The 26,587-nt window shown below is 62.8% G+C and carries 13 protein-coding genes and 4 pseudogenes; 5 read left to right on the top strand and 12 right to left on the bottom strand.

The window, feature by feature from the left end; translation table 11 throughout:
* Nucleotides 1-135 precede the first annotated feature (135 nt).
* The 10 genes and pseudogenes from edd to H2O14_RS08115 form a co-directional block, all read right to left on the bottom strand.
* Nucleotides 136-1,953, bottom strand: a complete 1,818-nt coding sequence (gene edd / locus H2O14_RS08155) for a phosphogluconate dehydratase (RefSeq protein WP_182827244.1) — start codon at nucleotides 1,951-1,953, stop codon at nucleotides 136-138.
* A gap of 56 nt (nucleotides 1,954-2,009) precedes the next feature.
* Nucleotides 2,010-2,707: pseudogene (pgl, locus tag H2O14_RS08150) on the bottom strand (6-phosphogluconolactonase).
* Between the two features lie 22 nt (nucleotides 2,708-2,729).
* Nucleotides 2,730-4,199 (bottom strand): glucose-6-phosphate dehydrogenase, encoded by a 1,470-nt coding sequence (zwf, locus tag H2O14_RS08145; protein ID WP_182827243.1) that lies wholly within the window; start codon nucleotides 4,197-4,199, stop codon nucleotides 2,730-2,732.
* 127 nt (nucleotides 4,200-4,326) lie between these two features.
* Nucleotides 4,327-5,613, bottom strand: coding sequence for an NAD(P)/FAD-dependent oxidoreductase (locus H2O14_RS08140; RefSeq protein WP_182827242.1), 1,287 nt, complete (start codon nucleotides 5,611-5,613; stop codon nucleotides 4,327-4,329).
* Nucleotides 5,614-5,769: 156 nt separating this feature from the next.
* A complete protein-coding gene (locus tag H2O14_RS08135) occupies nucleotides 5,770-8,331 on the bottom strand; it encodes a HAMP domain-containing methyl-accepting chemotaxis protein (RefSeq protein WP_210275428.1) in 2,562 nt (853 codons plus the stop codon).
* A 159-nt stretch (nucleotides 8,332-8,490) separates the two neighbouring features.
* On the bottom strand, nucleotides 8,491-11,019 hold the full coding sequence (locus H2O14_RS08130) for a methyl-accepting chemotaxis protein (protein WP_182827240.1): 2,529 nt from the start codon (nucleotides 11,017-11,019) through the stop codon (nucleotides 8,491-8,493).
* Nucleotides 11,020-11,268: 249 nt separating this feature from the next.
* Nucleotides 11,269-12,396 carry a methyl-accepting chemotaxis protein gene (locus H2O14_RS28815; protein ID WP_312858570.1) on the bottom strand — a complete coding sequence of 376 codons (1,128 nt, stop codon included), beginning with the start codon at nucleotides 12,394-12,396 and terminating at the stop codon, nucleotides 11,269-11,271.
* A 2-nt stretch (nucleotides 12,397-12,398) separates the two neighbouring features.
* Entirely contained in the window at nucleotides 12,399-13,115 is a 717-nt protein-coding gene (locus tag H2O14_RS27275; RefSeq protein WP_246697327.1) for a Cache 3/Cache 2 fusion domain-containing protein, read from the bottom strand.
* A 136-nt stretch (nucleotides 13,116-13,251) separates the two neighbouring features.
* On the bottom strand, nucleotides 13,252-15,777 hold the full coding sequence (locus H2O14_RS08120; RefSeq protein ID WP_182827239.1) for a methyl-accepting chemotaxis protein: 2,526 nt from the start codon (nucleotides 15,775-15,777) through the stop codon (nucleotides 13,252-13,254).
* Nucleotides 15,778-16,076: 299 nt separating this feature from the next.
* Complete coding sequence (locus tag H2O14_RS08115; RefSeq protein ID WP_182827238.1) at nucleotides 16,077-16,217, bottom strand: hypothetical protein; 141 nt, start codon at nucleotides 16,215-16,217, stop codon at nucleotides 16,077-16,079.
* Between the two features lie 183 nt (nucleotides 16,218-16,400).
* Here H2O14_RS08115 and H2O14_RS08110 point away from each other — a divergent pair.
* The 3 genes and pseudogenes from H2O14_RS08110 (at nucleotide 16,401) to H2O14_RS08100 (ending at nucleotide 21,801) form a co-directional block, all read left to right on the top strand.
* Nucleotides 16,401-17,841 (top strand): annotated as a pseudogene (locus H2O14_RS08110) (glutamine synthetase family protein).
* A 299-nt stretch (nucleotides 17,842-18,140) separates the two neighbouring features.
* A pseudogene (locus H2O14_RS08105) lies at nucleotides 18,141-19,012 on the top strand (LysR family transcriptional regulator).
* A gap of 260 nt (nucleotides 19,013-19,272) precedes the next feature.
* Nucleotides 19,273-21,801, top strand: a complete 2,529-nt coding sequence (locus H2O14_RS08100) for a HAMP domain-containing methyl-accepting chemotaxis protein (RefSeq protein WP_182827237.1) — start codon at nucleotides 19,273-19,275, stop codon at nucleotides 21,799-21,801.
* 66 nt (nucleotides 21,802-21,867) lie between these two features.
* Here H2O14_RS08100 and H2O14_RS08095 read toward each other — a convergent pair whose 3' ends face one another.
* Together H2O14_RS08095 and aceA are read right to left on the bottom strand one after the other, a co-directional pair.
* Nucleotides 21,868-22,101, bottom strand: coding sequence for a hypothetical protein (locus H2O14_RS08095; RefSeq protein WP_182827236.1), 234 nt, complete (start codon nucleotides 22,099-22,101; stop codon nucleotides 21,868-21,870).
* 196 nt (nucleotides 22,102-22,297) lie between these two features.
* Nucleotides 22,298-23,586: pseudogene (aceA, locus tag H2O14_RS08090) on the bottom strand (isocitrate lyase).
* 219 nt (nucleotides 23,587-23,805) lie between these two features.
* Here aceA and H2O14_RS08085 point away from each other — a divergent pair.
* Both H2O14_RS08085 and H2O14_RS08080 read left to right on the top strand, forming a co-directional pair.
* Nucleotides 23,806-25,215, top strand: coding sequence for a short-chain fatty acyl-CoA regulator family protein (locus H2O14_RS08085; RefSeq protein ID WP_182827235.1), 1,410 nt, complete (start codon nucleotides 23,806-23,808; stop codon nucleotides 25,213-25,215).
* Between the two features lie 188 nt (nucleotides 25,216-25,403).
* The gene (locus H2O14_RS08080) at nucleotides 25,404-26,471 is read left to right on the top strand and encodes a polyamine ABC transporter substrate-binding protein (protein WP_246697326.1); all 1,068 of its coding nucleotides are present in this window, start codon (nucleotides 25,404-25,406) and stop codon (nucleotides 26,469-26,471) included.
* The last annotated feature ends 116 nt before the right edge of the window (nucleotides 26,472-26,587 follow it).

Here is a 26,587-nt window from a genome sequence, read left to right as displayed (position 1 = left end):
GCGAAGGATTTCTAGCACGGAAGCCGATGACACGTCACCGACCCGTCGAATATGATGCAGCCATCGAAACCGCACGGTTCCGGCCCATTGCGAGGGGAGGGGAGGGCGCGGTCTGCGCGCCCGTCCCTGAAACCGTCAGGCCAGGACGCCTGCGCCGTGATCAGCGGGGCCGGCCATCTGCCGGAAGATGGAGAACAGTTCGCGGCCCATGCCGTAATCGTTGCCGGAAAGGTCGGCTTCGGCCTGCGGGCGCGCCGCCAGGTCCGCATCGCTGACCAATGCTTCGATCGCGCCGTTGATCGCGTCGATGCGGATCATGTCGCCGTCGCGGATCTTGCCGATCAATCCGCCGGCTTTGGCTTCCGGCGTCACATGGATGGCCGCCGGCACCTTGCCGGATGCGCCGGACATGCGGCCGTCGGTGAGCAGCGCCACCTTCTGGCCGCGATCCTGCAGGATGCCGAGCACGGTGGTCAGCTTGTGCAGTTCCGGCATGCCATTGGCCTGTGGTCCCTGGAAACGCACGACGGCGACGAAGTCGCCGGTCAGTTCGCCGTTCTTGAAGGCGTCGTTGAGGCCTTGCTGATCCTGAAACACCCGCGCCGGGGCCTCGATCACATGGCGTTCCGCCTTGACGGCCGAGGTCTTGATCACCCCGGTGCCGAGATTGCCCTTGAGCATCTTAAGGCCGCCGGTCGCCTGGAACGGCTTGTCGACGGTGGTGAGCACCTTGGCGTCGCCGCTCTCTTCGGCCACCGGCATGCGGATCACCGCGCCGCCGTCGCCGAGACGCGCCTCGACCGTATAGGCCTGAAGGCCGTGGCCGAACACGGTCCTCACGTCGTCATGCAACAGGCCGTCCTTCAACAGCTCGCGGATCAGGAAGCCGAGGCCGCCCGCCGCATGGAAGTGGTTCACGTCGGCAAGTCCGTTCGGATAGACGCGGGCGAGCAGCGGCACGACGTCGGAGAGGTCCGAAATGTCCTGCCAGGTCAGGTGAATGCCGGCCGCGCGGGCGATGGCCACGAGATGCAGCGTATGGTTCGTGGAGCCGCCGGTGGCGTGCAGGCCGATGACGCCGTTGACGATCGAGCGTTCGTCGATCATCTCGCCCACGGGTGTAAATTCGTTGCCCTGCGCGGTGATTGCCAATGCCCGTTTGGTCGCTTCCTTGGTCAGCGCGTCGCGCAGCGGCGTGCCGGGATTGATGAAGGACGAGCCGGGCGTGTGCAGGCCCATGATCTCCATCAGCATCTGGTTGGAGTTGGCGGTCCCGTAGAAGGTGCAAGTGCCGGGCCCGTGATAGGACTTGGATTCGGCTTCGAGAAGCTCGGCGCGGCCGACCTTGCCTTCGGCGTAGAGCTGGCGCACCCGCGCCTTTTCATCGTTCGGCAGACCAGTGGTCATGGGCCCCGCCGGAATGAAGATCGCCGGCAGATGTCCGAAGGTCAGGGCCGCGATGGCGAGCCCGGGGACGATCTTGTCGCAGACGCCGAGAAACACCGCCGCGTCGAACATGTTGTGGCTGAGGCCGATGCCCGCCGCCATGGCGATCACGTCGCGCGAAAACAGCGACAGTTCCATGCCCGGCTGGCCCTGGGTGACGCCGTCGCACATCGCCGGCACGCCGCCCGCCACCTGCGCCACGCCGCCGGCCTCGCGGGCGGCCTCGCGGATCAGCGCCGGATAGGTCTCGTAAGGCTGATGCGCCGAGAGCATGTCGTTATAGGCGGTGATGATGCCGAGATTGGCGACGCGGTCTCCGGCCAGCATCTCCTTCTCGGCGGGGGAACAGACGGCGAAGCCATGGGCGAGATTGCCGCAACCCAACACCGAGCGATGCACGCCGCTGGCTGCTGCTGCGCGGATGCGGCCCAGATAGGCCTCGCGCGCGGGCTTCGAACGTTCCACGATCCGGGCCGTGATGGCCGCGATTCTCTTGTCGGCTGCCATGATGGTTCCTTTCGGCTTTCGGTCGGCGAAGTCGAACCCCGCCTGATGGGGCGCCGTCAGGGCGCCCAGTAGATCTGGGTTTCGGACGCCGCCGTCGCAATGACGCGTCCGATCGGCAGCGCGCTTTCCGCGCCTTCTGCGAGCGCCTGGTCGATCACCGGCTTCTTGGCGGCGCCTTCGATATGCAGCGCCAGCAGGCGCGCGTCCTGCAGCGCCGAAAAGGTGAAGGTCAGCCGCGTTTCGCCGGCGCCGTCGGCTTCCATGGTAATGACGCCGCGGCGCGTCCGCGGGTTCAGCGCCTGTGCGAGATTGTTGCCGCCGGGAAAGAACGACGCCGTATGTCCGTCGCCGCCCATGCCGAGGATCACCACGTCGAACGGCCTGACGATCCGGTCGGCGTCGCCGGTCGCCACCATCGCCGCGTCTTCGGCATCGGCGACGGCGTGATAGAGGGGCACGAATCTCGCGCGCCGCCGCGCCCGACCATCAGATTGTCGGCGACCAGCTTGTGGTTCGAGCGTTCGTTGGTTTCGGGCACGAAGCGTTCATCCACCAGCGTGATCGTCACCTTGGACCAGTCGAGATCGGCCGTCGACAGAGCCTTGAAGAAGGCTTTGGGCGTCGAGCCGCCGGAGACGGCGATCGAGGCGGCCCCGCGCGTCGCGACGCCCTCGGACAGGGCTCCCGCCACGCGTCCGGCAAGGGCTTCGGCCAGCGCCGCGCCATTGTCGAATATATGCATTTGATGAGCCATCAGCGGGTTCCCGTCTTCTCGATCATTCGTGCCAGGTGCGGCCGTCGCGTTCGATCAGCGCGATCGAATGGCTCGGTCCCCAGGTGCCGGCGGTGTAACCCTGCACAGGCTGTCCGGTTTCATCCCATGCCTTGAGAATCGGGTCGACCCAGCGCCATGCCGCCTCGACCTCGTCGCGGCGCATGAACAGCGTCTGGTTCGACCGGATGACGTCCAGCAACAGGCGCTCATAGGCGTCCGGATTGCGCACGTCGAAGGCCTGGGCGAAGCTCATGTCGAGCGACACCTCGCGCAGGCGCATGCCGCCCGGACCCGGATCCTTGATCATCAGCGACTGCTTGACGCCTTCATCCGGCTGCAGGCGGATGATCAGCTGGTTCTCCGAAATCCGGCCGGCCGACGAATCGAAGATCGAATGCGGGATCGGCTTGAAGGTGATGACGATTTCCGACACGCGCGCCGCCAGACGCTTGCCGGTGCGCAGGTAGAAGGGCACGCCCGCCCAGCGCCAGTTGCCGATCTCGGCCTTGATCGCCACATAGGTCTCGGTGTTGGACACGCCGCCTTCGAGCTCTTCGAGATAGCCGCGCACCGCGCCCTTGTCCGAAGCGCCGGCGCGATACTGGCCGCGTACGGTGAATTTGTCGGCATTGTTGGCGTCGATCGGCTTGAGCGCCCGGAGCACTTTGAGCTTCTCGTCGCGCACCGCTTCCGCCGCCATCGAGGAGGGGGCTTCCATCGCCACGAGGCAGAGAAGCTGCAGCATATGGTTCTGAACCATGTCGCGCAGCGCGCCGGCCTTGTCGTAATAGCCGGCGCGATTTTCGAGGCCGACCGATTCCGCCACGGTGATCTGCACATGGTCGATATGGGCGGAGTTCCACAGCGGCTCGTAGAGCGCGTTGGCGAAGCGCAGCGCCATCAGGTTCTGCACGGTCTCTTTGCCGAGATAGTGGTCGATGCGATAGATCTGCTCTTCGCGGAACACCTTGCCGATCGTGTCGTTCAGTTCGAGCGCGGAAGCGAGATCTCGGCCGATCGGCTTTTCCACAACGATGCGGGTGTTCTTGGTGATCAGCTTGTGATCGCGGATGCGCTCGGAAATCGGTCCGAAAATGGCCGGTCCGACGGCGAGGTAGAAGGCGCGCACGCGGTCCTTGCCCTCGTCGAGAAGCTTGCGGAGATTGTCCCATCCCTTTTCCGAACCGGCGTCGACCGACACGTAGAACAGCCGCGCGGTGAAGCGCGCCACGGCCTCTTCGGTGTATTCGCCGGGTTTCAGGAATTTCTTCAGCGATTCGGTGGCGAATTTGCGGTAATCGTCATGGCTGAGATCGCCGCGCGATGCGCCGATGATGCGCGTCGGCTCGGTGAATTGGCCTGCCTCCTGGCGATGAAAGAGCGCCGGCAGAAGCTTCCGCTCGGCGAGGTCGCCCGTGCCGCCAAAGACGACGTAATCGAATGGTTCGACGGGAATGATCTGGCTGCTCATGGGCGTTCTCTTCTCTTGATCAGGCGTGGTTGTCATAATCTAATCGATTTAAAAATTCCAGTGCCCTGACGCGCTTTTCTCTCGAAAAGCGCCGGGGGAAGGTTGGGCGTCTCGTCTCGAACCGCGCTCAAAGGCGGTCGAGCATCGAGAACCATGTGAGCGCCAGGAACAGGAGCGGCGCGCGGAATTTGGCGCCGCCAGGGAAGGGCGGCACGTCGAGGGACCGGTAGAGCTCGAGATCAGTGGCCGCGCCCGAGATCATGTCGGCATAGAGTTTGCCACAATAGTTTGACAGCATCACGCCATGGCCCGAATATCCGCCGATCGAGGTCACATGCGGCATCACCTCGCGCACGAAGGGCTGGCGGGGCAGGGTGATCCCAACATATCCGCCCCAGCCGTGGGTGAGCCTGACGTCCTTGAGCTGCGGATAGATCTCGGTGATCTGCCGGCGGATATGGGTGGTGATGTCGTCTGGCTTTTCGGATGAATAGATTTCGCGCCCGCCGAACAGCAGCCGGTTGTCCTTAGACTTGCGAAAATAGCGAACGACGAAGCGTGAATCGCATACCGATTCGCCGTCCGGAATGACGTCGGGAAAATCGTCGAGCGGCGGCGTCGCGCCGATAAAGGAGCCGATCGGCATCACATGGGCGGCCGTGGCGGGTTCGAGATTGCCGATATAGGCGTTTGTGGCGATCAGCGCCTTGCCGGCGGTGATCACACCGCGCGGCGTCTCGACCCGCACCTTGCCGCCTTCGGAGGCGATTGCGCTCGCGCCGGTCATTTCATGCAGCGTCGCTCCGGCCCGCGCCGCGGCTTTTCCCAGACCGACCAGCAGTTTCATCGGATGAACATGGCCGGTCCCGGCGTCATGGACGCCGAAATGGAACCGGCGCGAGCCCACCCTTCGATCCGTCTCGGCCTTGTCCATGAAATGCAGATGCGGATAGTCGTAGCGTTCCGCCGCGATCTCCGCATTGGCGCGGAAATCCGTCTCCATGCGCGCCTTGTGCGCCACGATCATGTGGCCGGGCTGGTAATCCATGTCGATATTTTCGCGCGCGACGAAATCGAACAGATGCGCCTTGGCGGTTTCGCCCATATTGAACAAAGCGCGTGAACGTTCGAGGCCCCATTCCGCCTCGACCTCTTCGGGCCACCAACGCTGACCTGTGCCGAGTTGGCCGCCATTGCGTCCGGATCCGCCGTCGCCGAGGCGATGGGCTTCGATGAGCCTGACATCCACGCCGGCGCGGGCCAGGTTATAGGCCGCCTGCAGCCCCGTGAAGCCTCCGCCTATGATGACGACGTCCGTCTTCACCGAGCCGTCGAGGGGAGGGTATTCGGGTCGATCTCCAACCGAGTCTTCATACCAGGAGATGCCGGGAGAGATCGGGCTTTGCCATGCCATGATGAACCTTTGTCGCTGCATCCGGTCCTGCCGGACGGCATTTGATAGCGTGAAAAGGAGTATGGCGGCAAGCCGCGCGCCTGCGGCCTCTAAGCGCAAAAAAAGAAAGCGGGCCACGATGCGCCCGCTTTCCCCGTCTCTCGGCAATTGATCCCGTCAGGCCGCCCGGCGGCCCTCTGGGGCTCTCGCGCCGTCCAGTTGGAAGCGCGCGACGAGTTCGCGCAACAGATCGGCCTCCTGCGACAACTGCCGCGTGGCGGCGTTGGTCTCTTCCACCATGGCGGCGTTTCGTTGGGTCATCTGGTCCATGGCGTTCACGGTCGCGTTGATTTCCGACAGCGACGACGACTGCTCGCGGCTCGATGTCGCGATCAGGTCGACATGTCCCGAAATCTCGACGATCTGCTTGGCGATCGTCATCAGCGCCTCGCCCGTCTGTTCGACGTAATGCGAGCCGGTCGACACTTCCTGGGCGGAGTTGCCGATAAGATCGCCGATCTCCTTTGCCGCCTTGGCGGAACGCTGCGCGAGCTCGCGAACTTCCTGGGCGACGACGGCAAAGCCCTTGCCAGCTTCGCCTGCGCGGGCCGCTTCGACGCCTGCGTTGAGCGCCAGCAGATTGGTCTGGAAGGCGATGGAGTCGATGACGTCGATGATCTGGCTGATCTTGTCGGACGCGTCGCGGATGCGGACCATGGCGGAAACGGCGTTCTGCACCACGTCGGAAGAACTCTCGGCGTTCTTCTTGGCGGTCTCCACGATTCGCTGGGCCTCACCTGCGCGACCCGAGGTCGTCTTGACGGTGGCGGTGATTTCTTCGACGGCGGCCGCGGTCTGCTCCAGCGACGCCGCCTGCTGCTCGGTGCGCTTGGCCAGATCGTCGGCGGCGTCGGCCATCTGCCGGCCGTTGTCCTGGATCAGGTCGGACGCGTTGCGGATTTCCGACAACGTGTTGCGCAGCCCGGCGATCGAACTGTTGAAGTCCTGGCGCAGCGCATCGAGTTCGCCGCCGAACGGCGTATCGATGGTGAAGCGAAGTTCGCCGCGGGCGAGATTGCCGAGACCCTCGGCGAGCGAGCGCACCGCGAAATTGACCTGACGAGCCGTCTCGGCCTTTTCCGCCTCGTTGCGCAGGCGTTCGTCTTCGGCGACGCGGCGATTGCGTTCGGCTTCTTCCTGCATGACGATCTTCTGCTGGGCGTTGCTCTTGAAGACCGAGAGCGCGCGCGCCATCTCGCCGATTTCGTCGGGACGCCGGTCGCCGGTGATGGCGGTGTCGAGCGCGCCGTCGGCCAGGCGGCGCATGGCGCCGGTGATGGCGAGGATCGGACCTTTGAGGGTGATGACCAGCGCAGCGCCGGCGCCCATGGCGATCAACACGCCGAGCGCCATGGCGCCGATCGAAATGGAATTGGCCTGGTCGCGCTCGGCGCCGGCGCTGTCGCGCTGCAGTTCGGCAAATTGCGTCAACTTGTTCCAAGTCTGGTCGATCTGCTGGGCGGCGGCGGCGAATTCGGTTTCCTTGCTGCGGGCGTTGGCGGCAAGGTCGGCGGCGCTCTGGTCGAGGCTGGTCGTCACCGGCTTGACGATTTCGGGAAGACCCTGGAAGAAGGCGTCGTCCTTGACCGCGCTCGCCAGACGCTGCACCTCGGTATTGTACATATAGAGCGACTCTTGAACCTTCTTCACGCCCGCTTGGTCGGGCTTTGCGACCAGTTCGGCGAAGACGACGCGGATCTCGTTGTTGTTGTTGACGATGGAGCGCAGCTTGTTGGCGACGCTGTCCGCCTTGGTGATCTGCGCGTCGGCGGCGGCCAGATTGAGAATCGACTGGCGCATCAGGTCGGCGCCGAACTGCTTGAACATCGTGGCCAGCGTGCGGAAGCTATTGATCGCGCCATTGGTCTTGGTCATGGCGGCGGGGCTCAGGTCGCCCGACTTGATCTGCGCCAGTACGGGCGCGAGCAGCTTTTCGTATTTCTTGGCGTAGGGAAGCTTGGCTTTCGGCACGGCGGTTGCCAGCTTCGCGGCGCTCGTCTCGAGGGTCGGCGCGTATTTCTTCAGCACCGCCAATTTGTCGGCGTCGCCCAGCACCTTGTTGTAGTCGACGATCAGGGCGTCGAGGGCGGTCGCGATCCGGTCGATCTCCACCGCATTGTTCAAGCCCTTCTTTTCGGCCTTTTCCTTCTTCTTGGCTTCCGAGATCAGTTTGAAGGATTTCTTGCCGATATCGCCTTGAACCGCGGTCAGAGTTTCCTGCGCCTTGGCGACGCTGGCCATGATGCTGTTCTGCTTGGATTGCAGCCCCCACAGCGTTTCGACATTGCTGGAAATCGTCTTGGATTGTTCGAGCGCCTCGGTCAGAAGGGTGACGTCGGTTTCGGCGCGGAGGTCGTCCGCCGTCTGCTGAAGCAACGAAAGTTGCGCGGCGACATCGGAAGCCGCCTTTTCATGCGTCGCGTCGGACGGCGTGCGCAGAAAGTCGCTCATGCTGGCGAACACGCTCTTGAAGCCGCTCAGCGACTGCAGCACGCTGTTTGAAATTTCCATGCGGCCTTGCAGCAGGCCGGAGGCGTAAAGCCCGGTCGCTCCGACCGCGGAGATGCTGAGAACGAACGGTGCGACGAGTACAATGACTTTGGTCTGAATCTTGAAACGCGACATAAATCTGTCGATCACGGCAATCCCCTCCTGTGCCACAGCGACGCGGCCGCTCATCGAGCGTAGGTTGCGTCGTGTGATGTAATCAGGGAGTGTTGCATCGGGGAATTAAGGACGACCTAACGCCGGTGGCCATCCTGCCCGTAAATCTGACCGAGCGTATTATTTTAGACGAAAAACGACCGGCGATCGGATCCGTTCGCCGGTCGGAGGCGATTATGCCGCCCGTCTTGCCTGATGGCTTTGGCCGGCCAGTCGGAACTGCTGGACGAGGCCCATGAGATTGTCGGCTTCGTCGGCGAGCTGGCGGGTGGCGGCGTTGGTCTCCTCCACCATGGCGGCGTTGCGCTGGGTCATCTGATCCATCGAATTGACCGACGAATTGACCTCGGCCAGCGCGTTGGACTGGTCGCGGCTGGCCATGGCGATGGCCTCGACCCGCTCCGACACGGTGACGATCTTGTGCGAGATTTCCGCCAGAACCTCGCCGGTCTGCTGCACCAGCCGCGAGCCGGATGAGACTTCCGTGCTCGACTTGCCGATCAGATCCTTGATCTGCTGGGCGGCGCCGGCCGAACGTTGCGCCAGTTCGCGCACTTCCTGGGCGACGACGGCGAAACCCTTGCCGGCTTCACCGGCCCGCGCCGCCTCGATGCCGGCGTTGAGCGCGAGCAGGTTGGTCTGGAAGGCGATGTCGTCGATGACGTCGATGATCTGAACGATCTGGTTGGAGGCGTCTTCGATGCGGCCCATGGCGTCGATGGCCGAGGAGACGACTGTGGAGGAGGCGTCGGCGCTCTTCTTGGTCTCGCCGACGATGCGGTTGGCCTCTTCGGCGCGCTCTGCCGAGGATTTCACCGTCACGGTGATCTCCTCGACGGCGGCGGCGGTCTGTTCGAGCGCCGCGGCCTGCTGTTCGGTGCGCTTGGCGAGATCGTCGGCGGCCGCGCTCATCTCGCCGGCGTTGTGCTGGATCATCTCGGTGTTTTCGCGAATGCGCGCCATCGTGTCCTGCAGCTTGGACAGCGAGGAGTTGAAGTCGGCGCGCAGCGTCTCCAGCTTGCCGAAGAACGGCGTTTCGATCGTCTGGGAAATGTCGCCCTGGGAGAGACGGCCCAGCCCGGCGGCGAGCGCATTCACCGCGAAGTCGATCTGGCGGTCGACGTCGAGCTTCTCGGCGTCGTTGCGGCGGCGCTCTTCTTCGGCTGCGGCGCGTTCGGCGTCGGAGCGCTGCTCGATCTCGATCTTGGACAGAGCGTTCTGCTTGAAGACGCCGAGCGCGCGCGCCATTTCGCCGATTTCGTCGATGCGGGCCTCGCCGTTGATGCGGGTGTCGAGCACGCCCTCGGCGAGCTTGCGCATCGCCGAAGTGATCTGGCCGATCGGACCCTTGAAGGTCATGACCAGGCCGATGCCTGCGAAGATGGCGATGAGGATGCCGGTGATGGTGGCGCCGACCGAGATGGAGTTGGCGCTGTCGCGCTCCTTGCCGGCGCTTTCCTTCTGCAGTTCGGCAAACGCCGTCAGCTGCTTCCAGATCGCGTCGATATCGGCGGCGGCGGCGGTGAAGGCCGCGTTGCGGCTCTTGGACACGTCGAGCAAGGCCTTTGCATTGGCGTCGAGCGTCTTCATCGCCGGAGCGTAGCTCATGTCGAGACTCGTGGCGAGCGATGTTCCCTTCGCACTCATGGCCAGCGTGGCGAGCGAGGTGCGCAGCCGGATGATCATCGGCGAAAGCGTCGACAGATTGGCCTCCGAGGGCGCCGTCATGAAGCGGGCGATTTCGGTTTCCATCAGGAAGGTGGCCTCGACCGCCGCCCGGCCGTCGCGGACGATGGTCTGGGCGCGCTTCATCTCGGTCTTGAGCGCGGCGAAACGCTCGGTCGCATTCTTCATTTTCTGTTGAGCCGCGAGCCCGATGAAGACATTCACCTGGCGAAGGGCGTTCAGCTTGGTCATCAGTTTGGCGGCCGCCTCGTCGGTCACCTGCTTCTCCGCCAGCACGGCTTCGACGGCTGAGACCGCTTCGCCGAGCTTCTTGGCGGCGACCGCATTCGGATCGCCGATCAGCGCGGCGAGCCGGTATTTCAGCGCCTTCAGGTCCTTCATCCTGGATTCGACATAGGCGAGCTTCTCAGCCGCCGACGGCTTCAGGGCCGCGGCTTTGGCGATGTCGTTGACGAGCGCTCCGCCTCCGGTGATCTGCGAGGCGTCGTCGAGCATCGTCTTCGCCTCCTCGTCGTCGCGCGACACCTGCTGCTCGATCGAGTTTGCGGACGTGTTCAGTTCCAGCTTACCGAAGCCGATGTCGCTGATGTTCTGGTTGAGGGTCTTGACGATGCCGACTTCCTTCTCGTGCAGCGCCTTCAAAGCCTCGATCTGGGGCCCGACCTTGCCCATGGCCGAGATGACCTCGGCCAATTCGGTCTTGCCGGCCTCGCCATCGCGCATCTGGGCATACATGTCGTTGAGAAGGCCGTCCTGCTGCGACAGGGTGCTCACGGTCGCCGAATACGTCTCGTCGGACGCATCATCCAGAAACGCGTTCATCGCCGCCGTCAGATCGCGGAAGCCGCTGAGGCTTTGCAGAACCCGGTTGGAGACCTCCATGCGCGCCTGCAGCAGACCGGATGCGTAAAGTCCGGTCAGACCAACTGCTGCGGAGATCGCGGCGACGAATGGGAGAATGAAAATCAGGACTTTCGTCTGGATTCGAAAGCGCGAGAGGAGTGCGTCGATATTCATTGAAAAAACCCTTGGAGCTGCTTGGGTCTGCGTCGATGACGATGAAACAGATGTTCGCATCTGCGCGCGCGGCGAAGATGGTTTGCCGATATTCGTCCCGACAGTTGCATCCAGAGATTAAGGTTGCGCTAACGGCATAGCCGGATGTTTCAATAAAATTACATGACAACATCCGCATAAAAATTAGGTAGAGTTAAAAAAAGGCGCGATATAATCGCGCCTTGCTCTTTGTTTCAGCAGATTGGTGATTTATGCGGCTGTTCGAATATGAGCGTTGGTCATGTTCGGTCTGCGCATCAGTTTGAACTTTTCGATCATTTGCATCAGTCCGTCCGCTTCGTCGGCCAGTTGCCGCGTTGCCGCATTCGTCTCTTCCACCATCGCCGCATTCTGCTGGGTCATTTGATCCATGCTGGTGACCGTGGCGTTGATTTCCTGGAGCGACGAAGATTGCTCCCGGGCGACCGTCGACATGGTCTGGACATGTCCGGCGATGTCGACGATCTGCTTGGAGATTTCGATCAGGGCGGAACCGGTCTGCTCGACGAAGTCCGACCCCGTCGACACCTCTTGGGTGGCGTTGCCGATGAGGTCGCCGATCTCCTTGGCGGCCTTTGCGGAGCGTTGGGCGAGTTCGCGCACTTCCTGCGCGACGACGGCGAAGCCCTTGCCGGCCTCTCCGGCGCGGGCGGCCTCGACCCCGGCGTTCAGCGCCAGCAGGTTGGTTTGAAACGCGATGGAATCGATCACGCTGATGATCTGGCTGATCTTGTCGGACGCGTCGCGGATGCGGACCATCGCCGAGACGGCGTTCTGGACGATCGAGGCGGAATTGTCCGCGGTCGCGCGCGCTTTGCCGATGATCCGCGACGCTTCCTCGACGCGGGCGGAGGAACTCTGCACATTATGGGTGATTTCCTGCACGGCCGCCGCGGTCTCTTCGAGAGAACCGGCCTGCTGCTCGGTGCGGCGCGCCAGATCGCCGATCGCATTGGCCATCATCCCCGTATTGGCGTGAATGTTGCGCGTGGCGCCCTGGATGCCGCCGAGCGTCTCTCCCATGCGGTCCACGGATGCGTTGAAGTCCCGGCGCAGCGCCTCGATGCGCCCTTCGAATGCTGTCTCGATCCGACAGTCGAGATCTCCCTGGGCGAAACGGCCGAGCGCGCCGGCGAGAAGATCCACGGCGCGGCTCAGTTTCTCTTCCTCTGTCCGCTTCTCGAAATTGGCCTGCTCCTGCGACGCCTTGAGTCTCTCGGCCGAACTCCGAGCCTCGGCTTCCAATTCCGCCTTGTGCGCGATGCCGGCCCTGAAGATGTCGATGGTCCGGGCGATCTTCCCGAATTCATCCGATCGGTCGAGATAGGGGACGTTCACGTTCAACGCCCCGCCCGCGACGCGATTGATGACGACGTCGAAAGACCCGAGAGCGGCGAGACGATGCGCCGGGCCGTCAGGAATGCGGCCAGGCCGAACACCGCCACCGCAGCGGCGCCGACGCTCGCGGCCAGCCAGGCGAGGTAGCCGATCTGGGCTTCATAGACATCCATGGGGATGCCGATGAACAGGATGCCGACCGTCTGTCCGTCGGCGCCCTTCATCGGCACATAGCCGGTCATGAAATTCTTGCCGAACAGCGTGGCGGGACCGAAATAGGCTTCTCCGCGGGCGAGCGGCGCTTGCGCCGGGTGATCGGCTGCGAGTTTCGTGCCGACGGCCCGCTTGCCGTCCTTCTTCACATTGGTGGACACGCGCACAAAATCGCCGCCCTGCCGTTCGAAAATGGTCGCGACGCCGGAGATGGCGAGGGCGACCCGGTCCACCAGAACGAAGTCGGGCTTGACGACCACCTTATCGACTCTGACGCTCACTGGAGCGCCTCCTTCGGAAAGCGTCTCGGCGCCGGGTTGGTCCATTTCATAGAACTGACTGAAGATGCCGGCCGCCTGACGGGAATCTGCGACCGCGTCGTCCATGACGAAACTTCTCAGGCTGACGATCATCGCCATCGCGATGACGACCGCTGTCACCAGCACGGCCAGCACATTGATCGCGGCAAGGCGGTTTGCGGCGGAGGAACGAAAGACGGAAAGCATGGACCGGGCCTCGAATTGATAGAAAACAAGTCGAGGGTCTCATTTTACGTTTTAGAAATGGTGAATCTACTCGTCTCGCAAAACGTAAAAAACGCGGCTTGACCGCGTTTTTTTGGGGTTTTCGCCAGGTTGGAACTCAGGCCGCCCGTCTTGCCTGATGGCTTTGGCCGGCCAGTCGGAACTGCTGGACGAGGCCCATGAGATTGTCGGCCTCGTCGGCGAGCTGGCGGGTGGCGGCGTTGGTCTCCTCCACCATGGCGGCGTTGCGCTGGGTCATCTGATCCATCGAATTGACCGACGAATTGACCTCGGCCAGCGCGTTGGACTGGTCGCGGCTGGCCATGGCGATGGCCTCGACCCGCTCCGACACGGTGACGATCTTGTGCGAGATTTCCGCCAGAACCTCGCCGGTCTGCTGCACCAGCCGCGAGCCGGAGGAGACTTCCGTGCTCGACTTGCCGATCAGATCCTTGATCTGCTGGGCGGCGCCGGCCGAACGTTGCGCCAGTTCGCGCACTTCCTGGGCGACGACGGCGAAACCCTTGCCGGCTTCACCGGCCCGCGCCGCCTCGATGCCGGCGTTGAGCGCGAGCAGGTTGGTCTGGAAGGCGATGTCGTCGATGACGTCGATGATCTGCACGATCTGGTTGGAGGCGTCTTCGATGCGGCCCATGGCGTCGATGGCGGAGGAGACGACGGTGGAGGAGGCGTCGGCGCTCTTCTTGGTCTCGCCGACGATGCGATTGGCCTCTTCGGCGCGCTCTGCCGAGGATTTCACCGTCACGGTGATCTCCTCGACGGCGGCGGCGGTCTGTTCGAGCGCCGCGGCCTGCTGTTCGGTGCGCTTGGCGAGATCGTCGGCGGCGGCGCTCATCTCGCCGGCGTTGTGCTGGATCATCTCGGTGTTTTCGCGAATGCGCGCCATCGTGTCCTGCAGCTTGGACAGCGAGGAGTTGAAGTCGGCGCGCAGCGTCTCCAGCTTGCCGAAGAACGGCGTTTCGATCGTCTGGGAAATGTCGCCTTGGGAGAGACGGCCCAGCCCGGCGGCGAGCGCATTCACCGCGAAGTCGATCTGGCGGTCGACGTCGAGCTTCTCGGCGTCGTTGCGGCGGCGTTCTTCTTCGGCTGCGGCGCGTTCGGCGTCGGAGCGCTGCTCGATCTCGATCTTGGACAGAGCGTTCTGCTTGAAGACGCCGAGCGCGCGCGCCATTTCGCCGATTTCGTCGATGCGGGCCTCGCCGTTGATGCGGGTGTCGAGCACGCCCTCGGCGAGCTTGCGCATCGCCGAAGTGATCTGGCCGATCGGACCCTTGAAGGTCATGACCAGGCCGATGCCTGCGAAGATGGCGATGAGGATGCCGGTGATGGTGGCGCCGACCGAGATGGAGTTGGCGCTGTCGCGCTCCTTGCCGGCGCTTTCCTTCTGCAGTTCGGCAAACGCCGTCAGCTGCTTCCAGATCGCGTCGATATCGGCGGCGGCGGCGGTGAACTGGCCCATGCGCTCGTCGGTCACCGACACCAGCGCTTTGCTGTCCGTGTCCATCTTGGCGACGGCGGGCAGAAGCGCGCTTTCGAGCTTCTTGAAGAAGTCGAGATCATGCGCCGATCCCGACAGGGCGACCATGTCGGTCTTGACGATGTCGAATTCCTTCTTGAGGCGCGCGAGATTTTCGGCCGTGGGGGCGATCATGAAGCGGGCGAGTTCGATTTGAATGGAGTAGCCGGCGCTGACGACCTTGCGGCTGTCGCCGAGCACGCCTTCGGCCTTGACCAGCGGCTGGTCGAGTTCGGCGAATTTCAGCGTGGCCTCCTTCATCTTCTGCGACGCGGCGAGGCCGAGATAGACGGAGATCTGCCTAAAGCTCGACAGTTTGGTGTTCATCTTGGCGGCGAGGTCGTCGGTGGCGGCGGTGGCGGACGAAAGGGCGGCGAGATCGCCGACGGCAGTCTGCAGCGATTGTGAGACCGCCTTGTTCTTGGCCGGGAGCGCGGCGCGCAGGATGCGCGCCCGCTTCTTGAGTTCGTCCAGGTTGCCCTGGACGAATTTCAGCTTCTCTTCCGGGCTCTTCTGGCGCGTATATTTGCTGGCGAGATCGCTGAGGAACGCCGCCGACGTGGTGATGCGCTCCGCTTCGCGCAGCATGGATTTCGCCGCACTTTCATCGGTGCGAACGGCGCGCTGCAATTCCGTGGCCGACTCGTTGAGTTTCATCTGCGAGCCGACGATGACGTTTTCGCCGTCGCGGATCGCCTTCTTAAGCGCTTCCTCTTTCTCGTGCAGCGCCCAGAGGCCATCGAAGCGTTCGATCACGCCGTTGATGGATTTCGTCGCTTCGGAGAGATCGGACCAGCCCTCGGCGTTCTCATCCAGCTGCGACAGCATCTGGTTCAAGAGATCCCGCTGGACGATCAGCTGATTCTTCACCGTATCGCGCAGTTCCGGCGTCGTTTCGTCCAGGAACTTGTTCATTTTGTCCGACACGTCGCGGAAACCGCTCAGGCTCTGCAGCACGCTGTTGGAAATTTCCATGCGCTCCTGGAGCAGACCCGAGGCGTATAGCCCAGTCAAGCCGACAGCCGTGATGCTCACGACGAACGGGAGAATGAAGATCAGGACTTTGGTTTGAATCTTGAACCGGGACAAAATACGGTCGATGTTCATCAGGTGCTCCTCGCCAAGGCATTTGACCGTTGCGTCGATCATGCCAGGCGACAAAGCTCCGCGCAGGCCGGTTCCGGCGCCGTCACGTCGCAGTCATTGCGAAAGTGGTTTACGGTCAGTCGACATCATCGTCGATCCTGGCAATATCCACAGTTCCTGTTAATTTTGGATTACCTATATAAGCGGGAGGAATCCAACCTGTGGTCGTCTCCCCTCGAGCGACTGCGGGGCAGCCTCGACGGCAAGCCCGGAGAGCCGCGCCGCGTAAGGCGGCGCGTCGAAAAGCGATGTATTGCCGTTCAGGCGAGGAAGAGAGAGATCACGTAAAGCGCGGCGAAACCCGCCGAGAGCGTCGCGATCCAGAACAGCCGGGCGGTGGTGTCGGCCTTCTCCGCCTTGGCGATCGCGACTGCGCGCCGGCGATGGTGATGTCCTGCCATTCTTCACTCCTGTTCATGAGCCGCCATGATTAGACTACGATCCGCAGTCTTTCTCAAGAAAGAATTAAAATACCGATTCAGCCGTAGGTTCGGTTAAAACTTTGCCCAAAAAGTGGCTGCCCCCTCGCCAAATGCGCGGGAAACGCTATGATCGCCCCATCATAAACCTCAAACCGGTGTATCATGGCCGCTAGGAAAGCGCATACAAAGACTGCAAAAGCCTCGACCGTTCTTCCTCCAAAGCCATCGCCCAAAATCTCTCGCCTGCGCGGCGTCGACACCTGGAAGGAAGCCGCCGAATGGCTTCGCGCCCGTGGTATCGAGGACATCGAATGCATCACGCCCGATCTCGCCGGCGTTCCGCGCGGCAAGATGATGCCGACGTCGAAATTCACGTCCAACACGTCGCTGGCGCTGCCGTCGGCGATTTTCCGTCATACGATCTCGGGCGAGTATCCGGACGAGACGGAGGAGTTTCGCTACGATTCCCGCGACAGCGACATCAAGCTGGTTCCGGATCTGTCGACGCTTTCGGTCGTTCCCTGGGAAACCGATCCCACGGCCCAGGTGATCTGCGACATCGTCGACACCGAGGGCAAGGCGGTGCGCTATACGCCGCGCAACGTGCTCAAGCACGTGCTCGATCTCTATAAGGAGCGCGGCTGGAAGCCGGTGGTGGCGCCGGAAATCGAGTTCTATCTCGTCGCCAAGAACGACGACCCCGATTACCCGCTCCGGCCGCCGCAGGGCCGGTCCGGCCGCTCCATCCAGGGCGGGCAGGGCTATTCGATCGCCGGCATCAACGAATTCGACGAGTTGATCGACGATATCTACCACTTCTCCGCGGCGCAGGGCCTCGAGATCGATACGCTGATCCACGAGGAGGGGCCGGCGCAGCTGGAAATCAACCTGCGTCACGGCGATCCGATCGAGCTGGCCGACCAGGTCTTCCTGTTCAAGCGCACCATCCGCGAGGCGGCGCTGGGGCATGGCATCTACGCGACCTTCATGGCCAAGCCGATGCAGGGCCAGGCGGGTTCGGCCATGCACATCCATCAGTCGGTGGTGGACGCCAAGAGCGGCAAGAACATCTTCTCAAATCCGGATGGTTCGGCGTCCAAGGAATTCTATCACTTCATCGGCGGCATGCAGCAATATGTGCCGAAGACGCTGGTGATGATGGCGCCCTATGTGAATTCCTACCGGCGGCTGACGCCGGGGCATGGCCGCCCCCGTCAACAATGCCTGGGGCAACGACAACCGCACCACGGCCTTCCGCGTGCCGGTGTCCGACGCCGCCGCGCGCCGCGTGGAGAACCGTCTGCCGAGTTCGGACGCCAATCCCTACCTGGCGCTGGCGGCTTCGCTCGCGGCCGGCTATCTCGGCATCGTCAAGGGGCTCGAGCCGACGCCGCCGTCCGACGGCACGGCCAATGAAGGCTCCGTCGAACTGCCGCGCGGCTTGCTGGAGGGCGTGTCGCAGCTCGAGACGGAACCTGCTCTGCGCGACGTGTTCGGCGACGAGTTCATCGGCATGTATGCCGGCGTCAAACGCGGCGAATTCGAGACCTTCATGCAAGTGATCAGCCCGTGGGAGCGGGAATATCTGCTCTTGAACGTCTGATCGGCGTCATCCACGATCGCTTCCCAAATGCCCGGCGCATCCCGCCGGGCATTTTTTGTTTAATGACCTCGTCGCAGCAGCCGAGCGAGAAGCGAGGGCCGGGCCTGTTGCGGGCAAGGCTCCCGCCACCGGCGGCGCTCTCGCATCATCTCGCAGTGGCGGGCGTAGAAAAAGGCGGTCAGAATCTCGTGCATCGCGTCTCTCCTCCATTCATGGAGCCAATCTCATTGGCGACGCTTGCAGACTGTCATTCAAAATGAGAGGTATATATCTCCAGAATCGAGATCGGTTTTTCAAGAATGAAAGACATTCCCTGGGACGCCTATCAGATTTTTCTGACCGTCGCCCGCTATGGCGGATTGACGGGCGCGGCGCACGCCACCGGCCTCAGCGCCGCCACTCTCGGTCGCCGTGTGCTGCAATTCGAAGAGCGCCTGGGTCGGTCGCTCTTTCATCGCAGCCCGACCGGCTATGCGCTGACGTCGGATGGCCAGGCGTTGTTTTCGGAGCTTCTCGTCATGGAGGGCGCCGCTCGCCGCGTCGAACAATGGCAGAGTGAGGCCAAGGGCGCGGTGACGATCCGCATTGCGCTCGGCAGCTGGATCGGCCTGTTCGTGTCGGAGAATGTCGGCTCTATCGTGACCCGGCGCGATCCGATCCGGCTCGACCTGTCGATCGGCGAGCAGCGGTCGCAGTTGAGCCATCGTGAGCATCATATCGGCATGCGCGCCCACGAGCCCGAGGAACCCAATCTCGCCGCCCGCTTGATCAGCGAAGTCGCCTATGCGCCCTTTCGGCGGCGCAACGGCGTGGACTATGATCGCTGGATCGCGGTGGAGGAGGCGGAAGCGCATTCCGCCTATCTGCAATGGCCGCATAGGGAAAAGCCGGGGCTATCTCGATGACCGTCAATCGCCCACGTTCGCTTCTCGATCTCATTCGCGCCGGCGCCGGGATGGCCGTGTTGCCCTGCTTCATCGGCGACCGCGATCCGCAACTGGAGCGGGCCGGCGAAGAGATCATCTCGCTGCGCCATCGCCAATGGCTGGTGACGCATAGCGACGATCGCGCCAGACGCGAAATTCGCCTGGTCGCCGATCGTCTGGCCAAATTGCTCAAGGCGCATGCGGAGCTGTTCAGCGGCGGAAAAAACGCGCGCTCTCAGATCTGAACGCCCGGCCGCCTCGACGAGACGCGAATCCGGCAGTTAACGGTCTGGCTCGAAAGTGCAAATTTTGTGTCGTAATGTGACGGTCCATCACGCTCAGACGCCAGTCATGCCGCTGATTTTTCAGTGCTTGTGAAGATTTCATGACATTTGCGTTTGTCCAAGTTCCATTAACCGCGTCTTCACGGCCCGCATTGCTATCTCCCGTGGAAATTCAGGGGTCGTGCGAAGGGAGGCGGCGATCCTCATTCGGGATTTGGATCATGATTTGGATCGATCGTATTCTATCGCGCTTCAGTATCCGCACCAAGGTCGTGGTGCTGGTTCTGCCCTTTGTTCTCAGCATCTCCGCGGTCGGGCTGGTGGGCGTTCTCTCCTCGGCGGCCCTGCAAAATCGCATTGCGGTCGCCAGCGCCGCGACGACATCGTTGCGCGGCTTCAAGGATGTCTATGCGGCGATGATTGCATTTCTTTCCGACACGAGCGAGCAAAGCCGGGCTGCTCTCCAGTCAAGGCTGTCCGAACAGGAAAAGACCCTCGACATCGCCCGGATCGGCCTGAATGGAAAAGCCGAAGGCGTGTCGGATCTCGCCGACGCCCTCGCACAGGTCAGCGCCATCCGCGCCCGCATGGACACGCTATGGCAGGTCCATCGGCGCGAGCAGGCTCTGGAGAACAAGCTGAATGCGGCGATGTCCGTGGTAGTGTCGTCTCAGGCCGTGTTGCAACAGGAGGCGGCGGCTTACGAGAAAACCATCCGCGCTGCCGAACAGGACGCACGCGAGCGCCTGAGGCAGGCCGACAAGATCCTCGCGGCAACCGCCCTGGCGGGCGTCTTGCGTCGCGATTTCCTCCAAGCGTCCGACGACGCCGCCCGTCTGAAAGCACTTGCGGCGAATCTGGACGAGCTCAAACTGCGCCACAAGTTGATGGCGGCGGCGCTGCCGAAAGACGCCAAGGCGGCGGGTAAAGATTTCTCGAAGCGCTTGAAGACGCTGAAAGCCCTGCTCGACGCCGAGCCGCGTGCGCCGGATGCCGCGGCCGGGGCGCTGGCCGAGCTCGACGGCCTCATGACGCTGTCGCCGATGCTGGACGCGGCTGCGACGACGCGCATGAAAGACGTGTCGGCGACATTCGCGGAGCTGGAAGGCCAACTCGCCAAGTCCGAGCTCGTTACGCAGGATGCGCGCAGGGTGGTCGACGCCGCCTTCCTCGCCCGTATCGCTTATTCCAGCTTCATGCTCGATCGATCGGAAACCAAGCGTAACGCGCTCGCCGAACAGATCGCGCTCTGCCGCAAAGCGATGTTCTCGCTGGAAGGCACAGCCGGAGACCTCGCTTTCGCCAAACAGCAATCGGCGCTGCTTCTGCCCGCGCTCGACGCGATCGATAGCGACAGCGCGGCCCTGATCGGCACGACCGCCGAGCGGGCCGGACTATTCGCCGAAGCGACACGCGGAATCGACGCCGTCGGGATGCAACTCGCCGGCTTCGCCGAAAATCAGAAGATCGCTGCGGAGCAGGAAGGCAGCGCCGCCAATGCGCTGTCGCTCGTCGCCAGTCTGGCGGGCGTGGCGATCGCAATTCTCTCCGGCGGCGCTCTGGTCTACACCCTGCGGGGCCCGATCGAGCGGATCACCGGCGCCATGCGCCGCGTCGCCGACGGCGCGCTCGACACCGTGATCGTCGGCAGCGACCGCCGCGACGAGATCGGCGACATGGCGCGCGCGCTCGACGTGTTCAAATCCAACGCGCTGACCAAGCGGGATCTGGAGCGCCGAAGCGTCGAAGAACAGTTGAAAACCGAAACCGAGCGGCGGCGGCACGAAGCCGATAGAGAGCGCCGTAACGCCGAGATCGCCGAAGCGGTCGAAGCCTTGGCTTTCGGCCTGGATTCGCTGGCGCGCGGCAGGCTGGCGATTTCGCTCGACACGCCGTTTGCAGGGCAGCTCGATAAGTTGCGTCTGGATTTCAACGCCTCCGTCGGCGGATTGCGCGACACGCTCGTCGAGATCCGCGGCGCTTCGGTCCAGATCCAGGAGAATGGCGTGCAGATGACGGAGAGCGCCAAGGCGTTGGCGGTCCGCACCGAACAGCAGGCGGCGTCGCTGGAGGAAACCGCCGCCGCCGTCGACGGCATTCACACGACGGTGCGACGCTCGGCCCAACAGGCGGGAAATGCGGATCTGACCGTCGGATCCGCCCGTCGCGCGGCGGAGAATTCCAGCATCGTGGTGGACGACGCCACGCGCGCCATGCAGCGCATCCAGTCGACCTCGGGACGGATCGCAAGGATCATCGATGTGATCGACGAGATCGCGTTCCAGATCAATCTCCTTGCGCTGAACGCCGGCATCGAGGCGGCGCGGGCGGGGGAGGCCGGACGTGGCTTCGCCGTCGTCGCTCAAGAAGTGCGCGAACTGGCCCATCGCTCGTCCGTGGCCGCCAAGGAGATATCGGATCTCATCGGCAATTCGACCCGCGAGGTCGAAATCGGCGCGGATCTCGTCAGCCGCACGGGGGCCGCGCTTCTGGAAATATCTGACGCAATCACCAGCATCTCCGCCCAGATCGGCGGCATCGCCCAGTCCAGCCGGGAGCAGTCGGCTTCGATCGCCGAGGTCAATGAAGCTGTTGGACGGCTCGATCAATTGACCCAGCGCAACGCTGCCATGGCCGAAGAAACCGAGGCAGCTACCTTCGCCCTGTCGGGAGAGGCGGACCGGCTGATGTCGCTCGTTGGCCGGTTCGAACTCGAGCGCGCTGAAAGCCGTAGGCTTCGCGCCGCGTAAGCCGCCTGTTTACAGATGACAGCGGCGGGATCCCCTTGCCCTGGGATCCCGCCGCTTCAACACTGCTCACGCGCCTTGCGTGACGATCACCGGGATCATCAGATCGCCCCAGTTGCCCTCGTTGTGATGCCGCGCCGAGCGGATCAGTTCGACCGAGACGCCGGCGTCGACCGCCTTCATGACGGTGTGGTTGAGCCTGTGCAGGTCATTGGCGAGCATGCGGATCGCGGCCTGTTGCTCGGCGGTCATGGTGATGGCTTGTTCTTCGGCGCGTTCCTTGACGCGGGTCTGGACGGTCATGGCATTTCTCCTCTTCTTTGTTCAGGGGTTCATGATTGAGGGCCTAAACCCCTCCCCACAAGGGGGAGGAGCTTGGATTGCTGCGCCTGCCTGCCCCGATCGATCGTTCAGCGATTGGCTCGGATGATCGGGAGCAAACAGTGCCGCGGGTTACACCTCTCCTTTATGGGGAGGGGCTGGGGAGGGATCTTCTTGGTTACTCCGCCGCAGGGCGGAACTGGTCGTGCTCGGTGGATTCCTTCATCGCCGTGGTCGAGGACTTACCGCCCGAGATCGCCATGGACACGGCGTCGAAATAGCCGGTGCCGACTTCGCGCTGATGCTTGGTGGCGGTGTAGCCGTTGATCTCGGCGGCGAATTCCGCCTCCTGCAGCTCCGAATAGGCGGCCATCTGCCGGTCCTTGTAGCCGCGCGCCAGTTCGAACATGCCGTAATTCAGCTGGTGGAAGCCGGCGAGCGTGATGAACTGGAACTTGTAGCCCATCGCGCCGAGCTCGCGCTGGTATTTGGCGATGGTCGCGTCATCGAGGTTCTTCTTCCAGTTGAACGACGGCGAGCAATTATAGGCGAGCTTCTTGCCGGGATGCACCTTGTGCACCGCTTCGGCGAATTTGCGCGCCTGTTCGAGATCGGGCTTGGAGGTTTCCATCCAGATCATGTCGCAATAGGGCGCATATGAAATGGCGCGGGCGATGCAGGGTCGATGCCGTTCCGAACCTGGTAGAAGCCTTCGGTGGTGCGGCCGGCGTCGTAATCGACGAAGGGCTGGTCGCGTTCGTCGATATCGGAGGTCAGGAGCTTGGCCGCTTCCGCATCGGTGCGGGCGATGATCAGCGTCGGCGTGCCCATCACGTCGGCGGCGAGCCGCGCCGCGGTCAGGTTGCGGATATGGGCGGCGGTGGGGATCAGGACCTTGCCGCCGAGATGGCCGCATTTCTTCTCCGACGCCAGCTGGTCTTCATAATGCACGCCTGCGGCGCCGGCCTCGATGAAGGCTTTCATGATCTCGAAGGCGTTCAGCGGGCCGCCGAAACCGGCTTCGGCGTCGGCGACGATCGGCGCAAACCAGGTGTCGACCGACAGGCCCTTGCCTTCCTGGGTCTCGATCTGGTCGGCGCGCTGCAGCGTCTTGTTGATGCGCTTGGCGAGCTCGGGGGCGGCGTTGGCCGGATAAAGGGACTGGTCTGGATACATCGACGACGCTGTGTTGGCGTCTGCGGCGACCTGCCAGCCCGACAAGTAGATCGCCTTCAGACCGGCGCGGACCATCTGCATGGCCTGGTTGCCCGAGAGAGCGCCGAGCGCATTGACGAAATCCTCTTCGTGGATCAACTGCCACAGCCGGTTGGCGCCCATTTCGGCGAGCGAATATTTGATCTCGACCGAACCGCGCAGACGCTTGACGTCATCAGCCGTGTAGCTGCGCTCGATGCCGTCATAGCGGCCCTTGGGAGCGTTCGGGATGAGATTGTAAAAGTCTGTCATATTTTCCTCCATTCATTCTGGGCAGTTAATGCTGCGAGAGCTGCTTGCTATCTCGTTGATAAGAGGAATTTACATTGCAGCGCAAAAAAATCCAGAAAATAGATGGAAATCAGCTCTGAGAACGGGTTATAGTGTTGAGAGATTTACAAGAACATGCTGTAAATTTGTAAAGTCTGTAAATGTTCGTCACCGATGGATCTTTTGTAAAAGGAGTGACAAATGTCGGAGATGAAGATCTTCGCCGGGCCGCGCGTAAGGCGCATCCGCAATGGCCTCGGCGTCACGCAGACGGCGATGGCCCAGGCGCTGGGCATATCGCCCTCCTATCTCAATCTCATCGAGCGCAATCAGCGGCCGCTCACCGTGCAACTGATCCTCAAGCTCGCCTCCGTCTACAAGATCGATGTCGAGGAGTTGCGCGGCGAGGCGAAAAGCGTGGTCGGGGAGCTTCGGGAAGTCTTTTCCGATCCGTTGCTTCAGGGTGAAATCCCGGGCTCTGAGGAGCTGGTCGAAGTCGCCGACGCCGCGCCCAACGCCGCTCAGGGGCTGATCAAGCTTTACCGCGCCTATCGCGAGCAGGCGGCCCGGCTCTCCGATCTCGCCGGCATGCTGGCCCAGGCCGGCCATGACGCGCCGCTCGCCTCCGCGCGCCTGCCGATGGACGAGGCGCGCGAGGTGTTTTCGACAATGCCCTATTACTTCGAGGCGGTGGACGCCGCAGCCGAAGCCTTTCACGCCAGGCTCGATCCGGGCGAGGACCTGGCCCATGCGCTGCGCGAATGGCTGCGCGCCGAGCATGGCGTCGTGGTGCGCACGCTGCCGATCCACGCCATGCCCAATCTTCGTCGCCGATACGACCGGCATTCGCAGCGCCTGTTTCTCTCCGAACGCCTTTATCCGCATGATCAATTGCGCGAGATGGCGCAGGAAGCCTGCCAGATCGCGCTCCGGGTGGAGATTGCCGCTGCGCTCGAGGCGCTGCCTCTGTCGTCCGCCGAAGCGCGTCGCATCGGCCGTTTCGAACTCGGCCGTTATGCGGCCCATGCGCTGATGATGCCCTATGGCGCGATGCTGACGGCGGCGCAGCGCGGCGCCTATGACATCGGCCTGCTGGCCGCACGCTTCAAGGCTTCTTTCGAGCAGGCGGCCAGCCGGCTCGTGACGCTTCAGCGACCGGGATCGGCGGGGCTGCCGTTTTTCCTCATGGAGGTGGATGCGGCGGGGAACCGAGTGCGCACGTTGGGCGCAGAGGGCTATCCGCATATCCGCTTCGGCGGCGCCTGCCCGAAACTCTCGGTGCATGCGGTCTTCGCCTCACCCGGGCAGGTGTTGTCGGAAATGGTCGAAATGCCGGATGGCGGCCGCTTTCTCACCGTGGCGCGCACGCTGGAGGGACCGGTGGCCGGCTATGGCGAACGCGTCAGACGCACGGCCCTGCTGCTCGGCTGTGATGCGGCGCATGCCGGCCAGATCGTCTATGGCCGCCAAGCGTCGGAGCCCCTGCCGATCGGCGCAGGCTGTCGTCTCTGCGAACGCGCCGGCTGCCTCGCTCGCGCCGAGCCGCCGCTCACCCGCCCGCTGGGACTGGACGAGATGGTGGCGGGATTGAGCGTGTTCGATTTCCAGTAGACATCGTGTTGAAAACACACCCGCTCATCAACTTGTTCAAACCTTTCCATTTTTCAGTTGTCGCGCTGCAAAATCCTTTCTAATCTGTTTACAGCGGGGAAGCCGGGACATCATAAATCGAAAACCGATCCGGACAAAACAGGAGTAGTTTATCATGAAAAAACAGTTGGTTGGTCTCGCGGCGGGGGTTGCCTTCGCCATGTCTGCCGGCTGGTCCGTCCGTCCAGGCGGCGGATCGGGTGGTCAACGTCTACAACTGGTCCGATTACATCGATAGCTCCGTCCTCGAGGAGTTCACCAAGGAGACCGGGATCAAGGTCGTCTACGACGTCTTCGACTCCAACGATCTGCTGGAGACCAAGCTCTTGGCCGGCGGTTCCGGCTATGACGTGGTGGTGCCGACCGGGCCGTTCCTCGCCCGCCAGATCAAGGCCGGCGTGTTCCAGAAGCTCGACAAGTCCAAGCTCCCGAACCTCAAGAATATGTGGCCGGTCGTCTCCGAACGTCTCGCAAAATACGATCCCGGCAACGAATACGCCGTCAACTACATGTGGGGCACCACCGGCATCGGCTATAATGTCGACAAGGTGAAGGCCGCGCTCGGCGACATGCCGATCGACAGCTGGGATGTGCTGTTCAAGCCCGAAAACGCCGAGAAGCTGAAGTCCTGCGGCATCAATATTCTCGACGCGTCGGACGAAACCTTCGCCATCGCCATGAACTATCTCGGCCTCGGCGGCGACAGCAAGAAGACCGCCGATCTCGAAGCCGGCGGCGAAGTCTACAAGAAGATCCGTCCCTTCGTGCGCACTTTCAATGCGTCCGCCTATATCGACGACCTCGCCAATGGCGACGTGTGCATCACCATCGGCTGGTCGGGCGACGTTCTGCAGGCGAAAAGCCGCGCCGAGGAAGCCAAGAACGGCGTGAATATCGACTATGTGATCCCCAAGGAAGGGACCTATATGTGGTTCGACAACCTCGCCATTCCGGCCGATGCGCCGCATGTCGAGGAAGCGCATGAATTCATCAATTTCATGATGCGCCCCGACGTGATCGCCAAGTCGTCGAACTATGTCCAATACGCCAACGGCAATCTGGAATCGCAGAAGCTGCTCGACGAAGCCGTGTTCAAGAACGCATCCGTCTATCCGACCGAAGAGACTCTGGCGAAGCTCTTCACCATTTCGCCTTATGCGCCGAAGGAACAGCGTGTGCTGAACCGGATCTGGACGCAGATCAAAACAGGCGAGTAACCCTTCCAGGGGCTTGCGGCGGGGCCGTAGCCCCGCCGCTTTCGAGACTAAGGCGCTCGATAGATGAGCGCGCGCATATGCGGATCAACCGCGGGCGCGGGAAAGCGGACAGAGGG

The sequence above is a fragment of the Rhizobium sp. G21 genome, assembly GCF_014158035.1.
In the GTDB taxonomy this organism is placed as follows: domain Bacteria; phylum Pseudomonadota; class Alphaproteobacteria; order Rhizobiales; family Rhizobiaceae; genus Rhizobium_E.
Note: the sequence above shows the minus strand (reverse complement) of the source record. Positions and strands in the feature narration are given on the sequence as shown.

Excerpts from the sequence above, each read along its gene's own strand:
- edd (WP_182827244.1), bottom strand. The coding sequence starts at position 1,953 with ATGGCAGCCGACAAGAGAATCGCGGCCATCACGGCCCGGATCGTGGAA.
- zwf (WP_182827243.1), bottom strand. The coding sequence starts at position 4,199 with ATGAGCAGCCAGATCATTCCCGTCGAACCATTCGATTACGTCGTCTTT.
- H2O14_RS08140 (WP_182827242.1), bottom strand. The coding sequence starts at position 5,613 with ATGGCATGGCAAAGCCCGATCTCTCCCGGCATCTCCTGGTATGAAGAC.
- H2O14_RS08135 (WP_210275428.1), bottom strand. The coding sequence starts at position 8,331 with ATGAGCGGCCGCGTCGCTGTGGCACAGGAGGGGATTGCCGTGATCGAC.
- H2O14_RS08130 (WP_182827240.1), bottom strand. The coding sequence starts at position 11,019 with ATGAATATCGACGCACTCCTCTCGCGCTTTCGAATCCAGACGAAAGTC.
- H2O14_RS27275 (WP_246697327.1), bottom strand. The coding sequence starts at position 13,115 with ATGCTTTCCGTCTTTCGTTCCTCCGCCGCAAACCGCCTTGCCGCGATC.
- H2O14_RS08120 (WP_182827239.1), bottom strand. The coding sequence starts at position 15,777 with ATGAACATCGACCGTATTTTGTCCCGGTTCAAGATTCAAACCAAAGTC.
- H2O14_RS08115 (WP_182827238.1), bottom strand. The coding sequence starts at position 16,217 with ATGGCAGGACATCACCATCGCCGGCGCGCAGTCGCGATCGCCAAGGCG.
- H2O14_RS08100 (WP_182827237.1), top strand. The coding sequence starts at position 19,273 with ATGATTTGGATCGATCGTATTCTATCGCGCTTCAGTATCCGCACCAAG.
- H2O14_RS08095 (WP_182827236.1), bottom strand. The coding sequence starts at position 22,101 with ATGACCGTCCAGACCCGCGTCAAGGAACGCGCCGAAGAACAAGCCATC.
- H2O14_RS08085 (WP_182827235.1), top strand. The coding sequence starts at position 23,806 with ATGTCGGAGATGAAGATCTTCGCCGGGCCGCGCGTAAGGCGCATCCGC.